Origin of the sequence: Thermoanaerobaculum aquaticum, assembly GCF_000687145.1 — a bacterium.
GTDB lineage: Bacteria > Acidobacteriota > Thermoanaerobaculia > Thermoanaerobaculales > Thermoanaerobaculaceae > Thermoanaerobaculum > Thermoanaerobaculum aquaticum.
In genome coordinates, this window is sequence record NZ_JMFG01000020.1 from 236,844 (window position 1) to 259,440 (window position 22,597).

Below are 22,597 nucleotides of genomic sequence, written 5' to 3' on the forward strand. Positions count from 1 at the left end.
GCCGTACACTTTGCGCGGTTGTGGAGAACAAAACAAAAGCGCCGGGGGGACCCGGCGCTTTGAGGCAAACACAGGGAGACGCTACTGCTGCAAATCAAAGCGGTCGAGATGCATCACTTTCGACCAGGCGGCTGCAAAATCGCGGACGAATTTCTCCTGGTTGTCGTCGCAGGCGTAAACCTCGGCGTAGCCCCGCAGCTGGGAATGGGCGGCAAACACCAGATCTGCCCGGGTTACGGTCCAGATAGCCGCCCCGGTCTTGCGGCCCCGGGCCTGGAAGAACCTTCCATCGCCGTGGAGGTCCTGCCATTCGTAGCGCATGTCCAGGAGGTTCACAAAATAGTCGTTGGTCAGGGCCCCCACCCGCTGGGTCAGCACTCCCAGCGAGGAGTTCCCGAAAACCGCGCCCAGCACCCGCAAACCACCCACCAGCGCCGTCATTTCCGGAGCGGTGAGGGACAGGAGCTGCGCCTTGTCCAGCAGGGCTTCCTCCAGAGGAATGACGCTGTCCTCCTTTTGGAAGTTGCGGAAGCCATCGGCCTCGGGTTCCATGACCGCGTAAAAGTCCACCTCGGTTTGCTCTTGGGAAGCATCGGCCCGCCCGGGGAAGAAGGGAACCTCCACGGCAAAGCCGGCCTGGCGCGCCGCCTCTTCCACCGCTGCCGTGCCCCCAAGGACGATGAGATCGGCCAGGGAAACCTTCTTGCCGCTGGCAGCCTCAAACTCCCCTTTGATCTTCTCCAACGCCGCCAAAACCTTGGCCAAGGTTTCCGGCTCGTTCACCGGCCAGTTCTTTTGCGGCAACAGGCGAATGCGGGCGCCGTTGGCCCCGCCCCGCTTGTCGGAGATGCGGAAGGTGCTGGCGGCCGACCAGGCCACGTACACCAAATCCCGGGGTGTCACACCCGAAGCCAGGATCTTCTGCTTCAAGGTTTGGATGTCGGCTTTCCCCAGCGGTGCGCCCTCCACCGGCGGCAGCGGGTCCTGCCACACGAAGTCTTCCTTGGGGACTTCCGGACCCAAATAACGGCTCTTGGGGCCCATATCCCGGTGGGTGAGCTTGAACCAGGCCTTGGCAAAGGCTTCTTCCAGCTCCTTGGGGTTTTGCCAGAAGCGCCGGGCAATGGGCTCGTAAATGGGATCGAAGCGCAGGGCCAAATCGGTGGTGAGCATGAAGGGCGGGTTTTTCTTGCCGGGGACGTGGGCATCGGGGACCATGTGTTCTTCCCGCACGTTCTTGGGATGCCACTGCCAAGCGCCGGCCGGGCTTTTCACCAGCTCCCACTCGTAGGAAAAGAGGATTTCCAAAAAGGTGTTGTCCCACTTGGTGGGCGTTGGGGTCCAGGCTCCCTCGAGCCCGGAGGTGTAGGTGTGCTCGCTGTGGCCCTTGCCGGCGGTGTTTTTCCAGCCCAAACCCACCTGCTCCAGCGGTGCCGCTTCGGGTTCAGGACCCACATGAGACGCCGGCACCGCACCGTGGGCTTTTCCAAAGGTGTGGCCACCCACGATGAGCGCCACCGTTTCTTCGTCGTTCATCCCCATGCGGGCAAAGCTCTCGCGGATTTCCTTGCCCGCCGCCACCGGATCGGGTTTGCCCTCCGGACCTTCGGGGTTCACGTAGATAAGCCCCATTTGCACGGCAGCGTAGGGCTTGGCCAGCTCCCGATGGCCGCTGTGGCGCTGATCGCCCAGCCACTCGGTTTCCGGACCCCAGTCAATGTCCTCCGGCGGCTCCCACACGTCTTCGCGGCCCCCACCAAAACCCAGGGTCTTAAAGCCCATGGTTTCCAGGGCCACATTGCCGGCCAGGATCATGAGGTCCGCCCAGGAAATCTTGTTGCCGTACTTTTTCTTGATGGGCCAAAGGAGGCGCCGGGCCTTGTCCAGGTTGGCGTTGTCCGGCCAGCTGCCCAACGGCATAAAGCGCTGGGCACCGGTGGAGCCGCCGCCGCGACCGTCAAAAATGCGGTAGGTGCCGGCGGAATGCCACGCCATGCGGATCATGAGGCCCCCGTAGTGGCCCCAGTCCGCCGGCCACCACTCCTGGGATTGGGTCATGAGCTCTGCTAAGTCCTTTTTCAACGCCCAGTAGTCCAGCTCGGAAAAGGCCTTCCGATAGTTGAAGTCCCGCCCCAGGGGGTTGGACTTTTCCGAATGCTGATGGAGGATGCCCAGGTTGAGCTGCTGCGGCCACCACTGCCGGATCCCCAAATGCCCGAGAACCGTATGCCGCAACGCCCCCCGCTGCACCGGTTTTTGCTGCCCTTGCTTCTCACTCATACGCTTCCTCTCCTTTCTTTGCCACACGCCCGTGGCTCTACCCCCGTGAACCAAAAACGGAAAACTCTTATTCCTTTTCCGCCTACGGGGTGGGGTGTTTGGGGACGAGGCCCCACACTGACGAACACTACACCGGGAACACGCGTTCTCATTTTCTTCAGTTTACCCCCATGGGCCCGGGCGAACACCTTGTTGGACCCAGTTCCTCTGGACGAAGACGCGCTCCGTAACCCCGGAAGCGAAAGCTTCAAGGAGAGACCGTCTGAAGCCTCAAACAAAAAACCCGCGGTGGGTGCCGCGGGCTTGGGGTTTTAAAGCGAACGTGGAGCGTTTAGGGCTTGCGGTCGCCAAAGCGGCGGGCAGCTTCCGCCTTGGAAGCCGGAAGAGCCGGTGCCGCTTGCGCCTTGGCCCGGAAATCCGGGGGCGAAGCCAGCGGGGTCAGAGCCACCTCCAGCTCGGCCTCCACCCCCATGGTGTCCATGTTCAAAAGCCGCACCAGCGCCTTGTCGGCGCCCCAGGTTTCCTGGGGACGCGGGAGGGTCACCTGGGCGGCATTGCCGGAAAGGTTCACCTCCTCTTGCGCCCAGGCAAAGGTGGTGCCTTCCGCTGCGTAAAGCACCTCCACCCGGAAGCGGCCGGTGGCCGGCTTTAAGGGAACCACGAGGTTTTCCGGGCTTACGCTCACGCCCTCATCGGCCACACCGGTGGCCGGCTTGGTGACCATGACCGCCGCCGGCGCCACCCGCATGAACGGCTCGCCCTTGCCCCTGACACCCGCAGCCTTGACCTGAAGCTCCACCGGCGCCATGCCCCTCACTTCGGGAGCCACAAAGGCAGCGGTGAAAATGCCATCGCCGGCCCGCTCATCGGGGGCCTGGCCGTCGTCCTTAAGCACCAACCTTGCGCCGCTGGAAAGCGTGGCCACCACCTGCGCCCCAGCCACCGGCGCCTCATCCACCACCTGCGCCGAAACCACCACCTCTTCCCCACTGCGCACGGCTAAGGGCCGCACCTGCAGGACCAGCTCCACCGGGCTTTCCGGCTCCGCCACCGCCACCTGCACCGCGGGCTTGGACAACCCCTGCAAACGGAGGCGATGCTCTCCCGGAGTTAAGGCGTCAAGGCCAAAGCGAACACCCTCGCCGGGTAGGTCCATGGTTTCCAATTCGGGTTCCACGAACTCCTTGCGGGGCAGGGCCTTTTCCTTGGCCCAAGCACGGCTGGGGCGATCGCCCAAAACCACGGCTAAAGCTCCCCGCGGGTGGGTCAGCGGCAACACCACCTCGGCTTCACCGTTCACCACCGGAGCGGAAACCACAAAGAGTTTGGAGTGATGCGCAGGGCCAGCCACACCCTTACCAGGATAGGCGGCGGGCTCGATCAAGCCCCATTCCGCAGCCCAAAGGCTGCCCGTTACCAGCAAGCTAGCCAGCAGAACAAAGGTTAATTTCTTCATGGCCCCCTCCTTAGAAATCCGTGCTCAACGCCGTGCCAATGGCCCGGAAATCGTTGCGGCGGTTGTGGTGGTGGTTGGCTTCCGTTCGGAACCACTGGACACCCACCGCCTCAGCCGAGTACTCCGCCACCATGCCGTCGTCTTCACCGGGAAGCCCGGCAATCCCGGAAAGCGTGGCCAACCCAATGTCCTGGTAATGGAACGTCCACCAGTAGTCGTTCCACAAACCCCAGCCGGAAATCCAGTACACGGTCTTAGGTAACGCCGGCCGCCCTTCGGTTCCCTTCAGGTAGTACTGGTTGTAGTAAGCCATCCAGTCGGTGCGACAGTTGTACGTGGAGTTGGTGTTTTGCCCCACCAAATCCACGATCCAACCGGTCAGCCACGAACCCGCCAAGGTCCCGGCTAAATCTGCCGCTTCGCTGCCCTTTTGAGGCGCGGCAATGGAGTTGATCCAGCGGGTCCTTTGAATGATGGTGGGGTAACGCCAGTCGTAAGTGGGGTTGGAAAAGATCCAACGGATGACGATGCCGCCGAAGGAATGGGTGTCAATGACCAGGTCGGTAATGCCCTGCTGGGTGATGAAGTCGTAAAGCTGCTGGGCCACCTGCCCCGCCGCCACCCACATGTACTGGGTACCGTCGTAGTGGCAAATGACGTAAGGCACGGTGTAGTTCTTGGTAACCGCCTTAATCATGTCCGTGCCCCAGTAGTCCCACGCCACGCTGGGGTTCGCCAAATCCGCCGACCCCTTGCCGTGCACCAAGGCCACCCCAGTTTTGGCCCAAGCCGCTCCGCTCAGGCCAAAGACCAGGAGGCAAGCCAACAAAAATCCTCCCCCTCGACGCATGCTCTCCTCCTTTCCGGCGTATCGCTTACGCCTGGAAACTCTCAAAATCCCAAACTTGGCGCCGCAACCCATAAGCTGCTTCCTATGTACCCAGCCGCGCGAGGTGGCGTCAAGGGGCTTGTCTTGATGTCAAAATTTTTTCAGTTGGAAACGGCAAAAGGGCAATTCTTGGCGAAAAATTGAAAGAAGAGTGGCCGTCGTTACGAATTTCACAAGAGGTGGGAAAATTTTTGGAGGCGACGGGCGGATTCGAACCGCCGAATGAGGGCTTTGCAGGCCCCTGCCTTACCACTTGGCTACGTCGCCGGCCAGGCGAAGGATACCCCGCGTCGCCGCAGGGTGTCAACGACCTTTTCTGGGTTGGGTGCAGGCCCTGCCATCGCCAACTTGGCTCCCAGATCCGGGCTGTTTCAGCCCTGGGTTGCCTCCTTCTCGGCAGGCCTCGCCAGGGGCCAAAACCCATCCCCGCGGGCGCCCACTCCCCGAGGCCGGCAAAAACCGCAGCAAAAAACCATTTGCAAGTCCTACCGTGAATGCCTACCTAACCCTGGCCGCCGGCGGCCGATGCCGAGCCTGCCTGCCGGAGCTTGGCCAGCAAACTGCGCAGCACACCCTCATCGGCTTTCAGCTGCTCTTTAAACTCCGCAGTGTCCGCGTGGTAGACCTCAGCCCTGAGGTCCCGAAGGGCGGCCTCCAGAATGCCCTCCAGGGTACGGCGTTCCTCTTCCGAAAGCTCCAGGAACATGATCCACCTCCCCTACCTGTCAATGTACGCTCGAAAGGCGGCAAGGCAAGGGTTGGCTTGCGGAAAAGGCGAGCGCCCGGGCAAAAAGGATCGGGGGGCCTTTTGGCCCCCCGGCAATGGAGCGGGAAACGGGATTCGAACCCGCGACTTCGACCTTGGCAAGGTCGCACTCTACCACTGAGTTATTCCCGCTCGCCGCTCGCGCCCGCGAGCGAAAGAAAATGTAGCAACCTCCCGGCCGGTGGTCAAGGGCTGGGAGCTGGCGGCAGCAGGTTCTGCTGGGCAGCCTGTAACTTCCTCCGCGCATCAAACATAGAAAGGAGCAAACGCGGCAAAGGGGGTCGTGATAGACTCCACCGCGAACGAAAGGGAGGAAGTCATGAGAGCTTTGAAAGTACTGGCGTTGGTTGTGGTTGTTGGGCTTGCGGCGGCGGCCCCGCTTTTCGCTGGCGGTGCGTGCTGTGGCAAGGATCAGGCGGTCAGCAAGCAGGTGGAGAACCTTCCCAACGGTGTGAAGATCACCTTAACCTCGTCCGATCCCAAGGTGGTCGCCCAGCTCCAAAGCAAGAGCGAGGCTTGCGACAAAGAGGGTTGCAAGAACTGCCCCATGCACGCTGAGGGCGTCACCCGCACCGTGGAGAAGATCGCGAACGGAGTGGTGATTACCGCCACTTCTGCCGATGCCCAGCTGGTGGCAGCCCTGCAGAAGCACGCGTCCGGCATGACGGCTGGCTGCAACAAGAGCGCCGCCAAAGCTTCCTGCTGCTCCAAGGGTGAAGCCAAGGGCTCCGGGTGCAGCAAGGGGGCGACTGGCCACACTCACCCCACCACCTAGGCCCATTTTTTGCCGCTAGGGGAAGCCCGGCGTTGAGCCGGGCTTTTGTTTTCCGTATAGAATACGAGGCGATGGAACCTAAACCGCGCAGCCCTCAGGATTCCGTGGAGTTTCCGCTGGTTGTCCCTTCCAAAGAAGGAAAACCTGGCTTTTTTTCCTACATCCGCTCCCGGCTCATTACCGGCGTTTTGGTGGCTTTTCCCCTGGTGGTGACGCTGTTCTTTGGGCGGTTTTTGTTTAACCTGCTCGACCGCTGGTTTTACCCGTGGAGCATGCGTTTTCTGGGCCGCCCGGTACCCGGTCTTGGGGCCGCTATTGCCCTTCTCCTCATGTTTTTCTTGGGGGTGGCCGCCCACAACGTGCTGGGACGACGCCTTTTGCGCCTTGGGGAAGCGGTTTTAACGCGCATTCCCGTGCTCCGCCCCGTTTACCTGGGGGCCCGGGAGGTTTCCCGTGCTTTTTCCCGGGATCGCACGCAGGGCTTTCGTCGGGTGGTCCTGATTCCCTTTCCCTGCGAGGGTGCATGGTGTGTAGCGTTTCAAACCGGGGAATTTGAAGCCAAAGGCCCCAGCGGCCCGGTTCCTATGGTGGCGGTTTTTATGCCCACCACTCCCAACCCCACCACTGGCTTTTTCCTGGCCTATCCCAAATCGGCGGTGAGAACCACCGATCTTTCCGTGGAAGAAGCCGTGAAAATCGTGATTTCCGGAGGGCTTGCTGCCGGGGATTTGGCCCGCATTTTCAAGGAGAGCTAACCCATGGAAACCGCGCTGTCCCAGCGTGCAAAAAAACTGCAGGCCCTTTTAGCCGAAGCCTACCCGGAGGCCCGGTGTGAGCTTGACCATCGCAACGCCTACGAGCTCCTGGTAGCCACCATCCTTTCCGCCCAATGCACCGACGCCCGGGTCAACCAGGTCACGCCGGCTTTTTTTGCCCGCTTCCCCGACGCCCATGCCCTCGCCCAAGCCGGCCAAGAAGAGGTGGAAGAGCTCATCAAAAGCACCGGCTTTTATCGCAACAAGGCCAAAGCGCTGCTGGGGATGGCCAAGGCTCTGGTGGAAAGGCACGGCGGCGAGGTCCCCAGGGACATGGAGGCCATGGTGAAGCTCCCGGGGGTGGGCCGAAAAACCGCCAACGTGGTGCTGGGCACCGCCTACGGCCTCGCCACCGGCATCGTGGTGGACACCCACGTAGCCCGGGTTTCCCAGCGTCTGGGCTTGACCACCGCCCAGGATCCCGAAAAAATCGAGCAAGATCTCATGGCGCTTTTCCCCAAAAACCAGTGGGTTGCGTTGAGCCACCGTTTGATCCTCCACGGTCGCTACGTGTGCAAGGCCCGCAAGCCCGCCTGCTCTTCCTGTAGGCTCGCGGAAATTTGTCCACGGGTGGGGGTGTGACCATGCACCGGCGTTTCCCCTGGGGTGGCTGGATCGAGGTGATTTCCGGCTGCATGTTTTCCGGAAAGTCCGAAGAGCTCATCCGCCGCCTGCGCCGGGCCATCATCGCCCGGCAGCGGGTGCAGGTCTTTAAACCGGCGCTGGACGACCGCTACTCCGCCACCCAGGTGGTTTCCCACTCCCGCTGGCGGCTGGAAGCCGAGAGGGTGAGCAGGGCCGAGGAGATCCTGCAGCGCCTCGACCCCCGCACCGAGGTGGTGGGCATTGACGAAGCGCAGTTTTTCGACGAAGCCCTGGTGCGGGTTTGCAACCATTTGGCCAACCTGGGCAAGCGGGTGATCGTGGCCGGGCTCGATATGGACTTCCGCGGCAAACCTTTTGGTCCCATGCCGGAGCTTTTGGCCATTGCCGAGGAAGTGGAAAAGATGCACGCCATTTGCGCCCGCTGCGGGGCTCCCGCTTCCTACACCCAGAGACTCACGGCGGAACAGGAGCAGGTGCTGGTGGGCGCTGCTGACACCTACGAGGCCCGCTGCCGCCACTGCTTTGAGCCCGGGGGTGTGGTGGAAACTCCGGCGCTCTTTCCCGAAGAGGATGAGACAACAACCGGCCCCTGAGCGCTAAACTAACGTTGTGACGGCCGTGGTTTTTGAAGAGCTGGCGCGGGCCCTGGCGACTGCGTGCCACGAGGTTTACGGTCCCCGCTTGGTGTCGCTGGCCATCTTTGGCTCGGTGGCCCGGGGCACCGCCCGGCCTGATTCTGATCTGGACTTTCTCATCGTGGCCGAAGAGCTTCCCCCGGGTCGGGGGGCAAGGGTGCGGGAGTTTGGAGAGGTGGAACGACGTCTGGCCCCGGCCTTGGGTGAAGCCAAAAGAAAAGGCGTGGACACATTCTTGGCCCCCGTTTTCAAAACCCCCGAAGAGGCCCGCAGGGGCTCGGTGCTTTTTTGGGACATGACGGAAGAGGGCAAGATCCTTTTCGACCGCGACGGGTTTCTGGCGACCCTCTTGGCCGAGGTCAAAGGCCGCCTAGAAAAGCTGGGGGCCCGCAGGATCGTGCGCGACAACACCAGCTTCTGGGATTTGAAACCCGATTTTCGGCCGGGGGAGGTTTTTGAGCTGTGACCAACCTCACCCTGGCCCAAAGCTACCTGGTGAAGGCGCAAAAGCGGCTCAAGGCGCTGGCGGTACTGCTTTCGGAAGAAGCCTACTCCGATGTGGTGCGGGAAGCCCAGGAAATCGTCGAACTGGCCTTAAAGGGCATGCTGCGAGCCATCGCTGTGGACCCACCGCGGTGGCACGATGTGGGCGGGATTCTCAAGGAAGTGACCCATCGCTTTGCCCCTGAAGTGCAAGAGGCTGTGCCTGAGCTAGCCGCCATCTCCCAGCGCCTGCGGCGGGAGCGGGAGTTTGCCTTTTACGGGGATGACGACTTTATCCCTACCAGCGAGTACAGCCGGGAAGACGCCCAAAAGGCGCTGGAAGACGCACAACTCGTGGTGGCGTGGGCGGCCCGGGTGATCCCTCCACCGGAAGCTCGTTAACAACAAAGCCGGCAGGTGCCGGCTTTGGGTTTTAACTTTTGGTGAAGCTTTACTCGTCGCCGTCGTCGCCAATGGCTTCCACCGGACAGGAAGCTTTGGCTTCTTGGCACTGGGCCTCTTCCTCCGGCGTTTCCGGCTGCTTGTACACGTAGGAATAGCCCTCGTCCTCGTTGGCTTTGAAGTTATTGGGCGCCGTGGTGCGACACACGTCGCAGTCAATGCAGGAGGTATCCACGTACCACTTGCCCGGGACGTTCAAAGGCACCTTGTTGGTTTTGTCGGCCATTGCTCACCCCTTTCTTGAGGCCGCCTCAGGCAGCCCACCGCCCGTGAATATTAGCACGAGGCACAAGCCGATTATTCCCGCTCAGGGATGCGGGGGCGCCAAGGGACGTACCCGCGCAGGCACCAGCCCCAAAGCCGTAGCCGCAGAAGCGGAGCAGTTGCCGTTAAACACGCAATCCCACGGGAACTCCTTGGTGTACGTTTGCTCCAGATACACAGCGTCGTTGGTGGCGTTATCCACCCGGGACACGTAAGCCAAAAGCGCCGGCGTGGGCTCTGCCGCGGTGGAACGCCACGCCTTGACAGTAATTTCCAGGGTGCCGAAGGTAAGGTCGTTTTCCAAGCGGAACAGCCCGCTTTTTACGGCCTGATCGAACTGTTCGTGGGCCAGGGGGCTAAGCACCACCCCCAGGTCCTTGAGCTTGGTGCCATCCGCACCGTAAAGGGTGAGCTCCACTTCCAACGAGGTAAGCCGGTCGGAAATGTTGACTAGGCCAATGTTGGTACGAAAAGAAGCATCTTCGCGAATCCCGGAAAACACCACCTTGTTAAGGCCCTGTTGCTGCTTGTGGGGGTCAATGTAGTAGTACCAGGGGATGCCGGGAATGGATTGCCCAAAGGTGGAAACCGTCCCGTCCTCCGCGGTTTTCTTGTTGTAGGTGCGGCTCCACACCAGGATCTTCCGCGGCTCCCCTCCCGGGGGTGTGGTTTGCTTGAAGCTGCCAGCCTTAAAGGCCCAAATTAAAAGCGCCCCCATGCTGTTGGCGCCCCAGTTGCCCTCGATGATGTTTTCCAAAACCACGCTGCGCCCCGGCTGAATGTCCTTGAGCTTGGGATCCACCTTGGTGAAGCCGTCTTCGCTGCGGCCCCCCAGGTGGTAGGCGAAGTTGTCGAACCAGTACGTGTTGTTGATGTTGCCGGTGGGCAAGAAAACGATCATCACGTCCACCGGGACCTCATCCACGTTCATGATCTCCACATCGGTACGCCACGTGGCGTTTTGCAAGCCAGGGGCAGCGGCTGCCGCCGGCACAATCACGAAATCCGCCGCCCGGAAACTGGCCCACGCCCACGGGGATACCAGCCACAACGCGATGCCAAAAAGGAGCTTCCTCATGCTTTGCCTCCAGGGAGAGTGTACACGCCTTCTGCTGCCGCCGGGAGCCGCACCTGCGCCGAAAGCCCGCCTTGCGGCCGGTTTTGCAGGATGAGCTGCCCACCATGGGCCACCACAATGCGGTCGGCAATGGCCAAACCCAGGCCGGTTCCGCCCTTGCGGTTGGAGTAAAAGGCCTCCTTCACCCGCGGGAGCTCTTCCGGTGGGATCCCCTTCCCGCTGTCCTCCACCGCCAGGACCCAATGCGATCCATCTCGGAAGGCCCGCAGCGTTATTTGCTTGACAGCAGCCTCATGTAAGGCCTGCAAAGCGTTAAGCCCTAAATTCAACAAAACCTGGGTCATTTGCCCGCGGTCCACCAGCAACGTACCGGCGGAAGCTTCCACCGTCAGACTGGCTCCAGCCCGCTCGCACTCGGGACCCAAAAGCGCAGCCACATCCCGCAGGAACGCCTCCACTTCCACCGGCTCTTTTTGCGGTGGTGAAGGACGAGCGTACTGCAGAAAATCAGTCACCAGCTTGCGGAGGCGAGAAACCTCCTTTTTGGCCAGGGCCACGGCTTCCGCCGCCGAGGGGTCGGCGCCGGTTTCCTCGGCCACCAGATCCAAGTGGATGGAAAGGGCGTTTAAGGGGTTGCGGATCTCGTGAGCCAAGTTGGCCGCCAGCACCCCAAGGGCGGCCAGCTCCCGATCCCGCAGGCGGCGGGCCTCCAGTTCGGCGTTGCGCTTGATGAGATGGCCAATGAAGACGAAGGCCAGCACCATCATGGTGAGCGTGGCGCCGCCGGCCAGCGCCGTACGCACCACCAGTTGTCGCCGCAACAGGGCAATGCGTTGCTCCAGGGCCGATTTGGGAATGGAAACCACCACCGTGGCCAGCTCCTCCACCGGCACACGGATCTGGTAGGACGTTTGGCTTTCCATGACGTGCTCGCCCTGGGGTAACGGCACGAACTCGCTCCCGGGCTCAGGGAAACCGCCGGGAACCCCTTCGCTGCGGGTGGTGGTGCGCCACACCAGCCTTCCCCGCTCGTCGTAAACCTCCACCGACTCGATGACCTCCTTCCGCGCCAGGGAAAGCGAAAGCCGCTGCAGCGCTTCCTTTTTCTTCTCCACCACCTGGTACAGCGGACCCTCACCCCGAAACTGCTTGGCCAGCTCCTCGGCTTGGGCGCGCCCGGTGAGCAGCACGTCCTCCAGGTACGAGCGGGAAAGCTGGGAGATGGTGAGCTGGGCAAAAAGCCCAAACGCCACCACAAAAAGCAGGGCGAAAACCGCCGCCACAAACAGGTACTGCCGGCTCCAACCTAAGTCCTGTCGTCCCACACCGCGATTGTACGCGCCCATGCCGAGGTTGCTACCATAGCCAGGGGAAGGTGCTCGATGGTCCGTGGTAAGCGTTTATGGATAAGCCTTCTTTTCCTTTTGCTGGGCTTAGGGCCCGGCTGCAGCAAAAAAGCACCATCGCCCTCACCTCCCAGCACCGAGCCGGTCCACGGAGGGCAGGTCACCATAGCTGTGGCTCAGGATATTTCCAGCTTTAATGAGTACACCGGCTTTGCCGAAAGCACCGAGCTTGCCATCTTGGACCTGCTTTTCCCCTCCTTGCTCATTGAACAGCCCGACTACGAGCAGCACCCCCCTTCCTTTGCCCCCAACCTGGCGGTTTCCTGGGCCTTTTCCGAGGACAACCGCACGCTCACCTTCCACCTCCGCCCCAACGCCCGGTGGTCAGATGGCACACCGGTGACCGCCGAAGACGTGGCGTTTACCTTCCGGGTGCAAAAGGACTCACGGCTTCCCTGGTCCGGCCAGGAAATCAAAGACTTCATCGAAGCGGTGGAGGTGGTTTCCCCCACCGAGGTTCGCTTCCGCTTTTCCCGTACCTACCCCTACCAGCTCATGGACGCCAACGACGGGCACATCCTCCCCGCCCACGCCTGGGGGAAGATCCCCATCGAAGAGTGGACGCACACCGACTTTTCCCGGCACCTGGTCACCTCGGGCCCCTTCCGGGTGGCCTCCCACGTTCCCCAGCAGAGCCTCACCCTGGCCCGGGATCCCGCCTACTGGGACCCTCCAAAGCCGTACTTGGACCGCGTGGTGTTCAAGATCATCCCCGACACCGGGCAGCAGCTTTCGCAGCTCCTGGCTGGCCTCGTGGATGTGGTGTTGATGGTCCCCCCCCGGGAGGCGGCAGAGCTTAAACGCCACCCCAAGGTGGAGGTGGTGGAGGTGCCCTCCCGGGTTTGGGGGTACATCGGCTGGAACAACCGACGGCCGCCGCTTTCCGACCGAAGGGTGCGGCGGGCTTTGACCCTGGCCATCAACCGCCAGGCCATCGTGGACACCGTGTACTGGGGCTTTGCCCGCCTGGCCAAGGGCCCCATTCCCTCCACCATGTGGGCGGCCAACCGCAACCTGGAGCCGCTTCCCTACGATCCGGCCCAGGCGGCAGCGCTGCTGGACGCGGCCGGGGTGCGGGATACCAACGGCGATGGCTTCCGGGATTGGCAGGGCAAAGCTTTCACCGTGGAGCTCCTTTACCCCTCGGTGAACCCTCTGCGGGCGCAAGCGGCGGTGATGATCCAAGCGGACCTCGCCAAAGTGGGGGTCAAGGTGCAACCCACACCCATGGAGTTCACCGCCATGATGGCCCGACAGGAGGCGGGCAACTTCGACGCGGTGCTGAGCGCCTGGGAAGAAGCCACCAAGGTGGATATGGCCTCCCTCTGGGTGACCCCATCCGCCACCGCCGGCAGCAACAACTTCGTTGGCTACTCCAACCCCGAGGTGGACCTTTTGGTGGCCCAAGCCCGGGAGGAAAACGACCTGGATAAGGCCAAAGTCTTCTGGGACCGAGCCCAGGAGCTCATCGTCGAGGACCAGCCGGTAACCTTCCTTTACGAGGGGGTTCAGCTGGTGGGGATTTTCCGCCGCATTAAAGGTGCCAACATCAACCCCGCCTCGGTGTTTTTCAACTTGCCGGAGTGGTACTGCGAGCCATGACCGCCCGCCTCATCCGCCGGCTGGCCGCAAGCATCTTCGTGGTTTGGCTGGTGGCCAGCGGGACCTTTTTCCTGGTGGCGTTCACCCCCGGCGATCTGGCCTCCAAGATGGCCGATCCCCGGATTTCCCCGGCAGCGCGCCAGCGTTTGCGCGAGCACTTTGGCCTCGACCGCCCCATCTGGCAGCGGTACTCAAGCTGGCTGGCCCACGCCGTTTCCGGGGATTTGGGGGACTCTTTCTTGTTCCGCCGTCCGGTGCGGGAGGTACTGGCGCAAGCTCTACCCAACACCGCGCTTTTGGCCTCCTGGGGGCTTTTTCTGGAGCTGGCCTTAGGACTTGCCCTGGGCCTGGTGCAGGCTTACAAACCCCACAGCTTTTGGGACCGCCTGCTCTCTGGCCTCTCCTTAGCCGCGTACGCCATGCCTGCCTTCCTGGTGGCTGCGGTGCTTTTGTGGCTTTTGGCCTACACCTTTCCGGTTTTTCCACCCTCGCACATGGCCGAGCCGCAAGCGCCAGGGCTTTCCTTTTGGGGACACCTTGCCGAAACCGCCCGCCACCTGGCTTTGCCCGCTCTTACCGTGGGTTTGACCGGTTGCGGCGCGGTTGCCCGCTACCTCCGGGGCTCCCTTTTGGACGAAAAGCGCCAAGCCTACATGCTGGCCGCCCTGGCCCGGGGTTGCAGCAAGCGCCGGGCGCTGCTGCTCCACGCCTTGCCCAACGCCCTTTTGCCGATGATCACGGTTCTTGGGCTTTCCCTGCCCTTTTTGGTGTCGGGCTCACTGGTTGTGGAGGTGATTTTTTCCTGGCCCGGCATGGGCCAGGTCTTTTACGCGGCGGTCACCGCCCGGGATGTGCCGCTCATTCAAGCAGGGACAGTCCTGGTCACCGCTGCGGTGGTGGCCGGAAATTGGCTGGCAGACGTGGCCTACTCTTGGGCTGACCAGAGGATGAGGGGATGAGCAAAGCCCCCCGCCGGCTGCGGTTTGGGTTGACCGTCGTGGCCTTGGAGCTCGCGGTGGTGGTGCTGGGCCCGCTTTGGCTTCCCGATCCCAACGCCATCGTGGACCCCCGGGGGGCCGGGCTTCTGCCGCCCTTGTCCAGGGTGCTGGTGGTGAGCTTGCAGGATGGCACAAGCCTTGCCGGCAGTGAGATTGCCCGGACGCCAGACGGCCTCCTTTTACGCCGCGGCAGCAGCTGGGAAAAGGTGCCCGAAAATCTCGTGGTTTCGGTGAAACCCCGGTGGTACCTGTTGGGCAGCGACGCCCTGGGCCGGGATGTGGCGGCCAGGCTGGTGAAGGCGGGACAAATTTCCCTTTCCGTAGGCGTCCTGTCCCTGGCGTTGGCGGTGACCCTGGGAACCCTGGTGGGGATGGCTGCGGGTCTTGGGCCTCGCTTTTTGGACCGTGTGCTCATGGCCTTCGTGGATGCAGCCTTGGCTCTCCCTCTTTTGTTTGTGCTGTTGGCGGCCAGCGCTTTTCTCCGCCCCTCCCTGGGGACCGTGGTGCTCATGCTGGGCTTTTTCTCGTGGATGGGGGTGGCCCGCTTGGTGCGGGGGCAAGCCTTGCTCTGCCGGGAGCAGCCCTGGTTTTTGGCCGCCAAAGGGCTTGGGCTTAAGCCCCTGCGGTTGGCTTTTGTCCATGTGTTCCCCCACGTTTTAACCCCTCTCACCACCGACGCCACCTTGCGTCTGGGCGACTTGATCCTGCTGGAGGCGGCCCTGAGCTTCTTGGGGTTTGGCGTACCCCCGCCGATCCCATCCTGGGGTAGCATGGCCGCTGAGGGGTTTGAGGTTTGGCGTTTGGCTTTTTGGTTGCCGGTTTTCCCGGGGTTTGCGGTGGCGCTTTCGGTGCTCGCTTTTGCCACCATTGCCGACGGCCTCGGGGAGTTGGCCCGCGGGGAAAGGCTTGAGGGGAGCCCAGCATGAACCAAACCCTGCCGTTGCCGGTTTTGGTGGTGGAAGACGACGTTGAGCTTCGCCGGTCGCTGGAAGAGCTTTTGCAAGCCGAAAGCATCCCCACCCTGGGGGCGGGGACAGCCGCCGAAGCGGCGGCGCTTTTGGCCCAAAAGGAAGCGGGGCTCATCCTTTTGGACTTGGGCCTCCCCGACATGGACGGGCTGGAGCTTTTGGCCCGGCTCAAGGCCAGCGAGGAGGCACCGGTGGTGGTTCTCACCGGCCGCAGCGACATCGCCACGGTGGTGGAAGCCATGAAGCGCGGCGCCGAGAACTTCCTGGTCAAGCCTATGGAAGCGGCGCAGGTGATTGCCGTGGTCAAGAAAGAGCTGGCCCGTCACGTCTGGCACCGGCAAATGGAAAGCCAAATGGCCAGGGAAAAGGCGCGAGGTGTGCGGTTCCCGGTGGGGGAATCCAAAGCCATGCGCGAGGTGCGGCAGCTGGTCCAGAAGGTGGCAGAAACCGACGCTTCCGTGGTGCTTTTGGGGGAATCGGGCACCGGCAAAGGCATGATTGCCCGCCTCATCCACAGCCTTTCCCGCCGGCGGGAAGCCCCCTTTTTGGATGTGAACTGCGCGGCTTTGGCGCCGCAGCTTTTGGAGTCGGAGCTCTTCGGTCACGAACGCGGGGCCTTTACCGACGCCCGGGAACGCAAGCTCGGGCTATTGGAGGCGGCCCACGGCGGCACGGTGTTTCTGGACGAAATTGCCGACATGGACCCCCACGTCCAGTCCAAGCTCCTCAAGGCCATTGAGGACCGCCGCTTCCGGCGCCTGGGAGGGGTGCGGGAAATTCAAGTGGACGTGTGCATCATTGCCGCCACCCACCGCGACCTGCGGGAGGAAGCGGAAAGCGGCCGCTTCCGCAAGGACCTCTACTACCGTTTGAACGTGTTCCAAATCGTGCTGCCGCCGCTGCGGGAGCGGAAGGAGGATATCCTCCCCATTGCCACCGCCTTCATCACCGAGCTCAACCCCATTCTCGGAAAGCACATCCAGGGCATCCACCCGGATGCCGTGCGCATCCTGGAGGCCTACCCCTGGCCCGGCAACATCCGCGAGCTGCGAAACGTGGTGGAGCGCGCCATGATCCTCGCCCATGGCGACGAGATCCGGCCCGAACACCTGCCCCGGGAAATTCGCCTGCACAAGGGGCTGGATGCCGGTCTTTTGTCCCTGGAGGAGCTGGAAGCCGCGCACATTCGCCGGGTCATTCAAGCGGTGGGCGGCAACCTCAAGAAAGCCGCGGAAGTACTGGGCATTTCCCGCTCCACCCTGTACGACAAGATCGAGCGCTACGGAATCTCCGTGCCCCGCGACTGACGCGCCTGACCGTGCTATCCTCAAAACGTGCGGCGTCGTGCGGCCCGGCGTTCCTTTGTGGATTACTTCCTGGCAGCGGTGGGGCTGGCGTTGCTGGTGTTTGTGTTGGGGATCCTGCTCACCCCCGGCTCGTGCAAGGTGGAGGTGAACCCCGACGCCGATAAGGGGTGGGTGCAGCCGACACCGGTCCCCGGGCGCTCGTAACCCAACCCGCACGTTCGGCAAACAAGAAGCGGAGGAGTTTTATGGGTAACGCTGTGAAGACCGTACTGCTGTTGGGAGTCCTTACGGGGCTTTTGCTCGCCATTGGGGATGCCCTGGGCGGGCGCCAGGGCTTGATTTTGGCTTTGGGTATTGCCGGCCTCATGAACTTCGTGGGCTACTTCTTTTCCGACAAGATCGCTTTGGCCATGCACCATGCCCAGCCGGTGGATGAAAGGGAAGCCCCCGAGCTTTACGCGGTGGTGGCGGAGCTCGCCCAGCGGGCCGGCATCCCCATGCCGCGACTTTACGTCATCCCCGAGCTGCAACCCAACGCCTTTGCCACCGGCCGCTCTCCCAAACACGCGGCGGTAGCGGTCACCGAGGGCCTCCTGCGCACCATGAACCGGGCGGAACTGGCGGGGGTCCTGGCCCACGAGCTGGCCCACGTGAAAAACCGCGACATCCTCACGGCTTCCATTGCCGCCACCCTGGCCGGGGCCATTACGGTTCTGGCGCGGATGGTGGGCTACGCCCTCATGTTTGGCGGGCGTGACCGCGAGGACAACGGCGGAGCGCTCGGCGGCATCTTCCTCCTCATCGTGGCTCCCATTGCTGCGCTTTTGATTCAGCTGGCCATCTCCCGCTCCCGGGAGTACGCCGCCGATGAAAAGGCTGCCCGCCTCACTGGCAACCCAATGGGGCTCGCTTCCGCACTGCGCAAGCTGGCGGCTTTAACCGAGCGGGTTCCCATGGAAACCGCCCAGCCGGCCACGGCCAGCTTGATGATTGCCAACCCCCTTTCCGGTGGCGGGCTCATGCGCCTGTTCTCCACCCACCCACCCATTGAGGAGCGCATTGCCCGTCTGGAAGCCATGGTGGGAAGGCTCTAAAAAGCACAAGACAAAAGGCCCCGAGGCGTCAGCCAGCCAGGCGGTCGGCCTCCACGTCCCACCGTTGGCCGAGGATTTCGGTGAGCGCCCGCACCACCTGCGGGTCAAACTGGCTCCCCGAGCAACGCCAGAGCTCGGCCACCGCTTCTTCCCGGGTGCGGGCCGGTCGCCACGGCTTGGGGTGGGTCATGGCATCGTAGGCCCGCACCGCAGCAATGATGCGGGCTGCCAGCGGAATGGCTTCCCCCGAAAGCCCCAACCGCCCGGGGTAGTCACCGGTGGTCTTGCCATCCCACCGTTCGTTCACCGCCTCCACCACCGCCATAACGTCACCTAGGAGCTCCACCCGCCGGAGGGAAGCCACCCCTTGGGCCAACTGCTTTCGCAAGAAGTCCCTCCCTTCCGGTTCCAGCTCCACCGGCTGGTTGAGCACCGCTTCCCCCACCGCCACCTTCCCCACATCGTGGAGGAGAGCGGCCCGGCGCAGCACCTTGAGCTCATCGTACGAAAGACCCAGCGATTCCCCCACCTTCACCGAAAGCTCAGCCACCCGCTGGGCGTGGCCCCGGCTCCCCCGCTCCTTGGCTTCCAAAGCCTGGGCCAAAAGCAAAACGATTTGCTCCAGAGCCTCTTCCAGGGCCAGCGACTGCTGGCGAACCTGTCGCAGTAAGGAGCGGTTGGCTGCGGCTTGCGAACCCAAAAGCCAGGCCATGGCCGTAAAAACCAGCACGTAGCCGTAGGCGGTGCCCAACTCCACCGTCACCCGCTGCACCTGGGAACGGTCGAACCCCACCACCAACAACAGGTGCAAAGCGGCAATGAGCCCGTTGGTCACCAGGGCAGCCCCGGTACCCCCACGAAACGCCGCCACCGCCAGGGCCGGCAGGAAGAGCAGGGCAAACCAGTGGGGCTTGGCGTGGGCCATGCTGGTAAGCAAGCCCACCACCAGAGCCGCACCCATCGCCCCAAAGAGCACCGGTGCCCAAACCCGCGGGCGCTGCCAGGTGCGAAAGTGCGCCTGCTCCTCCAGGGCCAAGACCGCTTGCGGGCGAACCAGCACGATGCCGGCCAGACCTAAGGTGCAGGCTGCCGTGAGGTCCGAAAACCACCACGAAACGAACGCCAAGGGCAAGCGGATGGGCAAGCCTTCCAGACTGGGAGGCGGGAGGAGCGCAAGGAGGAGGGTTCCCACAGAAGCGCTGGCCAGCGTCCCCAAAACCACGCCCTGGCCCACCACCCTCACCAGTTTGTGCTGGCTTTGCCCCTCCGCTTGCTTGAGGGCCGCCACCATCACCAGGTAGAAGAGCACTTCCGGCAAACCAAAAAGACCCGTGCGCACCGGGCCCACAGCGGCGCCCCAGGGGAAGAGGAAGTTCCCCATCCAAACCGCCAGCGCCCCCCATGGTCCCACCCACGCGGCCCCCACGGCGGTCACTGCAGCCGCCGGGAAGAAGAAGCTTACCCCCGGCATGAACTCGAAAAGCCCCGCCAGGCGGTTGAGCAGAGCCCAGGTCAAGCCCACGGCCACAAAGGGCAAACCCCGCTTGACCCAGCCACCCAAGGTCTCACCCCAATTCACTGCTATCAGCCTAGCACGGCTTGTAAACTCTGGAGGACCCGCTCCGGGTCCACACCGGCAAGAAAGACCAGCTTGTTTCTCGAGGTCAACCCGGCCTTCAAAACCACGCTGGAAGAAGGGATCCCCAACAGCTCGGCCAAAAACTCCTGCAGCTGACGGTTGGCTTCCCCGCGTTCGGCAGCAGCGGTGAGGGAAACCTTCAAGCTATCCCCAAGCACCCCCACCACCGACAGCTTCTTCCCCTTGGGGATCACCTTCACCCGCAAAAGACAACCGGTACCTTGCGGCTGCAGCAAGCCGGGGGGCAGGTTGACCGGGGTTGATGCTTGTGGGTGCCCAGGCGCTTTACCCACGGGCCAAGATCACCCCGCGCTGAGAGGAACGGATGAACTCCAGGAGCAAGGCGACATCCGGCTGGTCGCCCAGCTCCGCGGCAATTTTCGCCACCGCTTCGCTGGTGGTGAGCTTGGGGTTGTGGAGGATGCGCCAGGCTTTTTTGAGCGCTTCCCGCCGCTCCGGCGCAAAGCCCTTCCGTTCCAGGCCAATGGTGTTGGGGCCAAAGCAGCGGGCGGGGCGCGACCCCACCGTGCGCATGAACGGCAAGCAGTCCTTGGTGGCCACGGTGAAGCCGCCTAAAAACGCATAGGGACCCACGCGGCAAAACTGGTGCACCGCGGAGAACGCCCCGATGGTGGCGTAATCCCCCACCTCCACGTGCCCGGCCAGGGTGCCACCGTTGGCAAAAATCACGTGGTTGCCCACCTGACAGTCGTGGGCCACATGAGCTCCGGCCATAAACAAGCCGTATCCACCAATGCGGGTAACGCCGCCGCCCTTGGTGGTGCCGCGATGCACCGTCACAAACTCCCGAAACCAGTTTCCCGGACCAATTTCCAGGCGGGTGGGTTCGCCCCTGTAGGACAGGTCCTGAGGTGGGGCGCCAATGGAGCAATGGGAGGTAAAGCGGTTGCCTTCGGCAATCACCGTGGGCCCTTCCAGCCGGCAAAAGGGCCCCACCACGCAGCCGGATCCCAACCGCACCTCGCCGTCAATCACCACGTAAGGGCCGATTTCCACGTCATCGGCCAGCTCCGCCCGGGGATCCACCATGGCCGTGGGATGGATGCGCGCCATCGCCCTCACCCCCGATCCACCATGGCCGAGGAAAGCTGCGCCTCCGCCACCACCTCGCCATCCACTTTCGCCACGCCTTCCAACACCGCAAAGCGGCTGCGCTTTTTCAACACCCGCACCTCAAAAATCACCTGATCCCCGGGCACCACCGGCCGCCGGAAGCGGCAACGATCAATGCCCGTGAAGTAAATGAGCTTTTGCTGGCGGTCGGGGATGTCCCGGAGCATGAGGACACCGCCCGCCTGGGCCATGGCTTCCACCAGCAAAACCCCAGGAAACACCGGCGCCCCGGGGAAGTGCCCCTGGAAGAACGGCTCGTTGTAGGTCACGTTTTTCAAGGCAACGATGGAGTCCTCGTTAATTGCCAGCACGCGATCCACCAACAGGAAGGGGTAGCGGTGCGGCAGAATGTCCATGATGGCCCTAATGTCCAGCATCCTTCGCCTCCAACCGCGCAAGCCTTGCCTCCAGCTCAGAAAGGCGCTCCAGCAGCTTTTCCAGCCGGTAAAGCCTGGCTTGCGCCGCCAGCCACTCTCGATGGGGACGCGCCGGCATCCCGGAAACCATCGCCCCGGCGGGGATGTCCTCCATGGCCCCAGCCTTGGCGGTGATGATGGCGCCATCGCCCACGGTGACGTGCCCGGTGACGCCGGCTTGCCCAGCCAGGATCACCCCTCGCCCCAGCTTGCTGGAGCCGGCAATACCGGTTTGCGCCACCAACAGGCAGCCCTCACCGATCACCACGTTGTGGCCAATTTGCACCAGGTTGTCCACCTTGGTACCGCGACCAATGCGGGTTTCCCCCAGGGTGGCGCGATCCACGCACACGTTGGCACCCAGCTCTACATCGTCCTCAATGACCACCCGCCCCACCTGCGGGACCTTGCGGTGAACCCCACCCACGGTGGCAAAGCCAAAGCCGTCGGAGCCGATCACCACGCCAGCGTGGAGGATGCAGCGGGCGCCGATCTCGCAGTGGTGCTCCACCACCACCCCCGGGTGCAGCACGGTTTCCGCCCCAATGCGGGAGTAATCGCCAATCACGCAGTTGGCTCCAATCACCGCCCGGTCGCCCACGGTGACGTGCTCGCCAATCACCGCCCCAGGGCCCACCGCCACCTCCGCGCCCAGCTGGGCACTGGCCGCCACCACCGCGGTGGGGTGCACTCCGGCGTGCGGCCGCAGCGGCGGGTAGAAAAGCTCCAGGATTTCCGCCAGAGCCGCGTAAGGCTCAGGGTGCACCAGCAAGGTACGGCCGGGAAAGGGCGAAGGGTCGCGCACCAAAAGCGCTCCCGCCTGGGAGCGCTGGGCTGCCGCCAGGTACTTGCGGTTGTGATAAAAGGAAAGGTGCTCCGGGCCTGCTTCCTCCAGGGTTTTCACCCCGGCAATGTCCACGTCAGGGTCGCCGCGGACCTCCCCGCCTACCTTTGCCGCCAGATCGCCGAGCCTCACGAACCGGAAGTCCCCCGGGCCCGCTACTTAGCCAGCTTGGTGTTGAAACGCCGCAGCACCTCGTCGGTGATGTCCACGGTATCGTCGGCGTACACCAACCCCGCTTGGAACTTGTTGAAGATCAAAAGGAACTTCTTTTCCTTGCCGATTTCGTTAATGATCGGCATGATTTGCCTTTCCAGGTTTTGCAGCTCTTTGGCCTTGGCCTCTTCCAGCTCCTGCTGGGCGTCATCCTGAAAGCGCTGGAGCTCCACCTGCTTGTCTTCGATTTGCTTGCGCAGCTCGGCAATCTTGGCCTCGGACAAGGTCACCGCTTGGGTTTCCAGCTGCCGCCGCAACCCGGCCAGTTCTTCGTTGAGCTTGCGCCCCTGGGCGACTTTGTCCTCCTGCAGCTTGCGCAACCGGCCCATGGCCTCGCGGCCGGCCGCCGACTCCTCCACCACCCGTTGCACGTCAATCACCGCCACCGGTGGCGTCGCTTGCTGCGCCCAAGCCGTGCTTGCCACCAGAAACGCCACAGGGAACAACGCTTTGACGTTCATGCCGCC

General features: G+C 63.0%; 25 protein-coding genes and 2 tRNA genes. 12 read left to right on the forward strand and 15 right to left on the reverse strand.

Going from position 1 to position 22,597, the window contains the following annotated elements; genetic code table 11:
• Positions 1–81 precede the first annotated feature (81 nt).
• The 6 genes from katG to EG19_RS08405 all read right to left on the reverse strand — a co-directional run bounded on the left by katG (position 82) and on the right by EG19_RS08405 (position 5,523).
• Positions 82–2,280, reverse strand: a complete 2,199-nt coding sequence (gene katG / locus EG19_RS08380; protein ID WP_038049511.1) for a catalase/peroxidase HPI — start codon at positions 2,278–2,280, stop codon at positions 82–84.
• 331 nt (positions 2,281–2,611) lie between these two features.
• On the reverse strand, positions 2,612–3,736 hold the full coding sequence (locus EG19_RS14295) for a choice-of-anchor X domain-containing protein (protein ID WP_038049512.1): 1,125 nt from the start codon (positions 3,734–3,736) through the stop codon (positions 2,612–2,614).
• A 10-nt stretch (positions 3,737–3,746) separates the two neighbouring features.
• Positions 3,747–4,586, reverse strand: coding sequence for a hypothetical protein (locus EG19_RS08390; RefSeq protein ID WP_152543994.1), 840 nt, complete (start codon positions 4,584–4,586; stop codon positions 3,747–3,749).
• Positions 4,587–4,817: 231 nt separating this feature from the next.
• Positions 4,818–4,892: transfer RNA gene (locus EG19_RS08395), tRNA-Cys, on the reverse strand.
• A gap of 235 nt (positions 4,893–5,127) precedes the next feature.
• Positions 5,128–5,331, reverse strand: a complete 204-nt coding sequence (locus tag EG19_RS08400; protein WP_038049514.1) for a hypothetical protein — start codon at positions 5,329–5,331, stop codon at positions 5,128–5,130.
• A gap of 117 nt (positions 5,332–5,448) precedes the next feature.
• Positions 5,449–5,523, reverse strand: a tRNA-Gly gene (locus EG19_RS08405).
• 187 nt (positions 5,524–5,710) lie between these two features.
• On the opposite strand from EG19_RS08405, the gene EG19_RS08410 reads away from it, so the two are divergent.
• The 6 genes from EG19_RS08410 (at position 5,711) to EG19_RS08435 (ending at position 9,107) form a co-directional block, all read left to right on the forward strand.
• The gene (locus tag EG19_RS08410) at positions 5,711–6,166 is read left to right on the forward strand and encodes a hypothetical protein (protein ID WP_038049516.1); all 456 of its coding nucleotides are present in this window, start codon (positions 5,711–5,713) and stop codon (positions 6,164–6,166) included.
• Positions 6,167–6,237: 71 nt separating this feature from the next.
• A complete protein-coding gene (locus EG19_RS08415; protein WP_152543995.1) occupies positions 6,238–6,921 on the forward strand; it encodes a DUF502 domain-containing protein in 684 nt (227 codons plus the stop codon).
• A 3-nt stretch (positions 6,922–6,924) separates the two neighbouring features.
• On the forward strand, positions 6,925–7,563 hold the full coding sequence (gene nth, locus EG19_RS08420) for an endonuclease III (protein WP_038049520.1): 639 nt from the start codon (positions 6,925–6,927) through the stop codon (positions 7,561–7,563).
• Between the two features lie 2 nt (positions 7,564–7,565).
• On the forward strand, positions 7,566–8,180 hold the full coding sequence (locus EG19_RS08425; protein ID WP_053335128.1) for a thymidine kinase: 615 nt from the start codon (positions 7,566–7,568) through the stop codon (positions 8,178–8,180).
• A gap of 16 nt (positions 8,181–8,196) precedes the next feature.
• Positions 8,197–8,688, forward strand: coding sequence for a nucleotidyltransferase family protein (locus EG19_RS08430; RefSeq protein ID WP_053335118.1), 492 nt, complete (start codon positions 8,197–8,199; stop codon positions 8,686–8,688).
• Complete coding sequence (locus tag EG19_RS08435; protein WP_038049523.1) at positions 8,685–9,107, forward strand: HEPN domain-containing protein; 423 nt, start codon at positions 8,685–8,687, stop codon at positions 9,105–9,107. Before EG19_RS08430 ends, EG19_RS08435 begins: the two co-directional genes overlap by 4 nt.
• A gap of 49 nt (positions 9,108–9,156) precedes the next feature.
• On the opposite strand, the gene EG19_RS08440 is transcribed toward EG19_RS08435, so the two are convergent.
• The 3 genes from EG19_RS08440 to EG19_RS12740 form a co-directional block, all read right to left on the reverse strand.
• Positions 9,157–9,393, reverse strand: a complete 237-nt coding sequence (locus EG19_RS08440; protein ID WP_038049525.1) for a ferredoxin — start codon at positions 9,391–9,393, stop codon at positions 9,157–9,159.
• A gap of 81 nt (positions 9,394–9,474) precedes the next feature.
• Positions 9,475–10,509 carry a hypothetical protein gene (locus tag EG19_RS08445; protein ID WP_038049527.1) on the reverse strand — a complete coding sequence of 345 codons (1,035 nt, stop codon included), beginning with the start codon at positions 10,507–10,509 and terminating at the stop codon, positions 9,475–9,477.
• On the reverse strand, positions 10,506–11,834 hold the full coding sequence (locus tag EG19_RS12740) for a sensor histidine kinase (RefSeq protein ID WP_161685520.1): 1,329 nt from the start codon (positions 11,832–11,834) through the stop codon (positions 10,506–10,508). The genes EG19_RS08445 and EG19_RS12740 overlap by 4 nt, the downstream gene beginning before the upstream one ends.
• A 192-nt stretch (positions 11,835–12,026) precedes the next feature.
• On the opposite strand from EG19_RS12740, the gene EG19_RS08455 reads away from it, so the two are divergent.
• Genes EG19_RS08455 through EG19_RS08475 form a run of 6 tightly spaced genes read left to right on the forward strand, consistent with a single transcriptional unit; the run spans position 12,027 to position 17,884 of the window.
• Positions 12,027–13,517: an ABC transporter substrate-binding protein gene (locus tag EG19_RS08455; protein ID WP_161685523.1), complete on the forward strand. Its 1,491-nt coding sequence runs from the start codon at positions 12,027–12,029 to the stop codon at positions 13,515–13,517.
• Entirely contained in the window at positions 13,499–14,476 is a 978-nt protein-coding gene (locus EG19_RS08460) for an ABC transporter permease (RefSeq protein WP_161685526.1), read from the forward strand. Before EG19_RS08455 ends, EG19_RS08460 begins: the two co-directional genes overlap by 19 nt.
• Positions 14,473–15,441, forward strand: a complete 969-nt coding sequence (locus EG19_RS08465) for an ABC transporter permease (protein WP_053335120.1) — start codon at positions 14,473–14,475, stop codon at positions 15,439–15,441. Before EG19_RS08460 ends, EG19_RS08465 begins: the two co-directional genes overlap by 4 nt.
• Complete coding sequence (locus EG19_RS08470; RefSeq protein WP_038049535.1) at positions 15,438–16,790, forward strand: sigma-54-dependent transcriptional regulator; 1,353 nt, start codon at positions 15,438–15,440, stop codon at positions 16,788–16,790. Before EG19_RS08465 ends, EG19_RS08470 begins: the two co-directional genes overlap by 4 nt.
• 27 nt (positions 16,791–16,817) lie before the next feature.
• Entirely contained in the window at positions 16,818–16,994 is a 177-nt protein-coding gene (locus EG19_RS13705) for a hypothetical protein (protein ID WP_161685529.1), read from the forward strand.
• A gap of 41 nt (positions 16,995–17,035) precedes the next feature.
• A complete protein-coding gene (locus tag EG19_RS08475) occupies positions 17,036–17,884 on the forward strand; it encodes a zinc metalloprotease HtpX (protein ID WP_038049537.1) in 849 nt (282 codons plus the stop codon).
• A gap of 28 nt (positions 17,885–17,912) precedes the next feature.
• Here EG19_RS08475 and EG19_RS12745 read toward each other — a convergent pair whose 3' ends face one another.
• The 6 genes from EG19_RS12745 to EG19_RS08505 are packed head-to-tail and all read right to left on the reverse strand — an operon-like array spanning position 17,913 to position 22,591.
• Entirely contained in the window at positions 17,913–19,463 is a 1,551-nt protein-coding gene (locus EG19_RS12745; RefSeq protein WP_152543996.1) for an HD domain-containing phosphohydrolase, read from the reverse strand.
• Between the two features lie 5 nt (positions 19,464–19,468).
• Positions 19,469–19,816 (reverse strand): DUF167 domain-containing protein, encoded by a 348-nt coding sequence (locus tag EG19_RS08485; protein WP_053335122.1) that lies wholly within the window; start codon positions 19,814–19,816, stop codon positions 19,469–19,471.
• Positions 19,809–20,597 (reverse strand): acyl-ACP--UDP-N-acetylglucosamine O-acyltransferase, encoded by a 789-nt coding sequence (gene lpxA, locus EG19_RS08490; protein ID WP_038049539.1) that lies wholly within the window; start codon positions 20,595–20,597, stop codon positions 19,809–19,811. Before lpxA ends, EG19_RS08485 begins: the two co-directional genes overlap by 8 nt.
• Positions 20,598–20,602: 5 nt before the next feature.
• Complete coding sequence (gene fabZ, locus EG19_RS08495; protein WP_038049541.1) at positions 20,603–21,034, reverse strand: 3-hydroxyacyl-ACP dehydratase FabZ; 432 nt, start codon at positions 21,032–21,034, stop codon at positions 20,603–20,605.
• The gene (gene lpxD, locus EG19_RS08500) at positions 21,021–22,049 is read right to left on the reverse strand and encodes a UDP-3-O-(3-hydroxymyristoyl)glucosamine N-acyltransferase (protein WP_038049543.1); all 1,029 of its coding nucleotides are present in this window, start codon (positions 22,047–22,049) and stop codon (positions 21,021–21,023) included. The genes fabZ and lpxD overlap by 14 nt, the downstream gene beginning before the upstream one ends.
• Positions 22,050–22,072: 23 nt before the next feature.
• Positions 22,073–22,591, reverse strand: coding sequence for an OmpH family outer membrane protein (locus tag EG19_RS08505; protein WP_038049546.1), 519 nt, complete (start codon positions 22,589–22,591; stop codon positions 22,073–22,075).
• Positions 22,592–22,597: the final 6 nt, after the last annotated feature.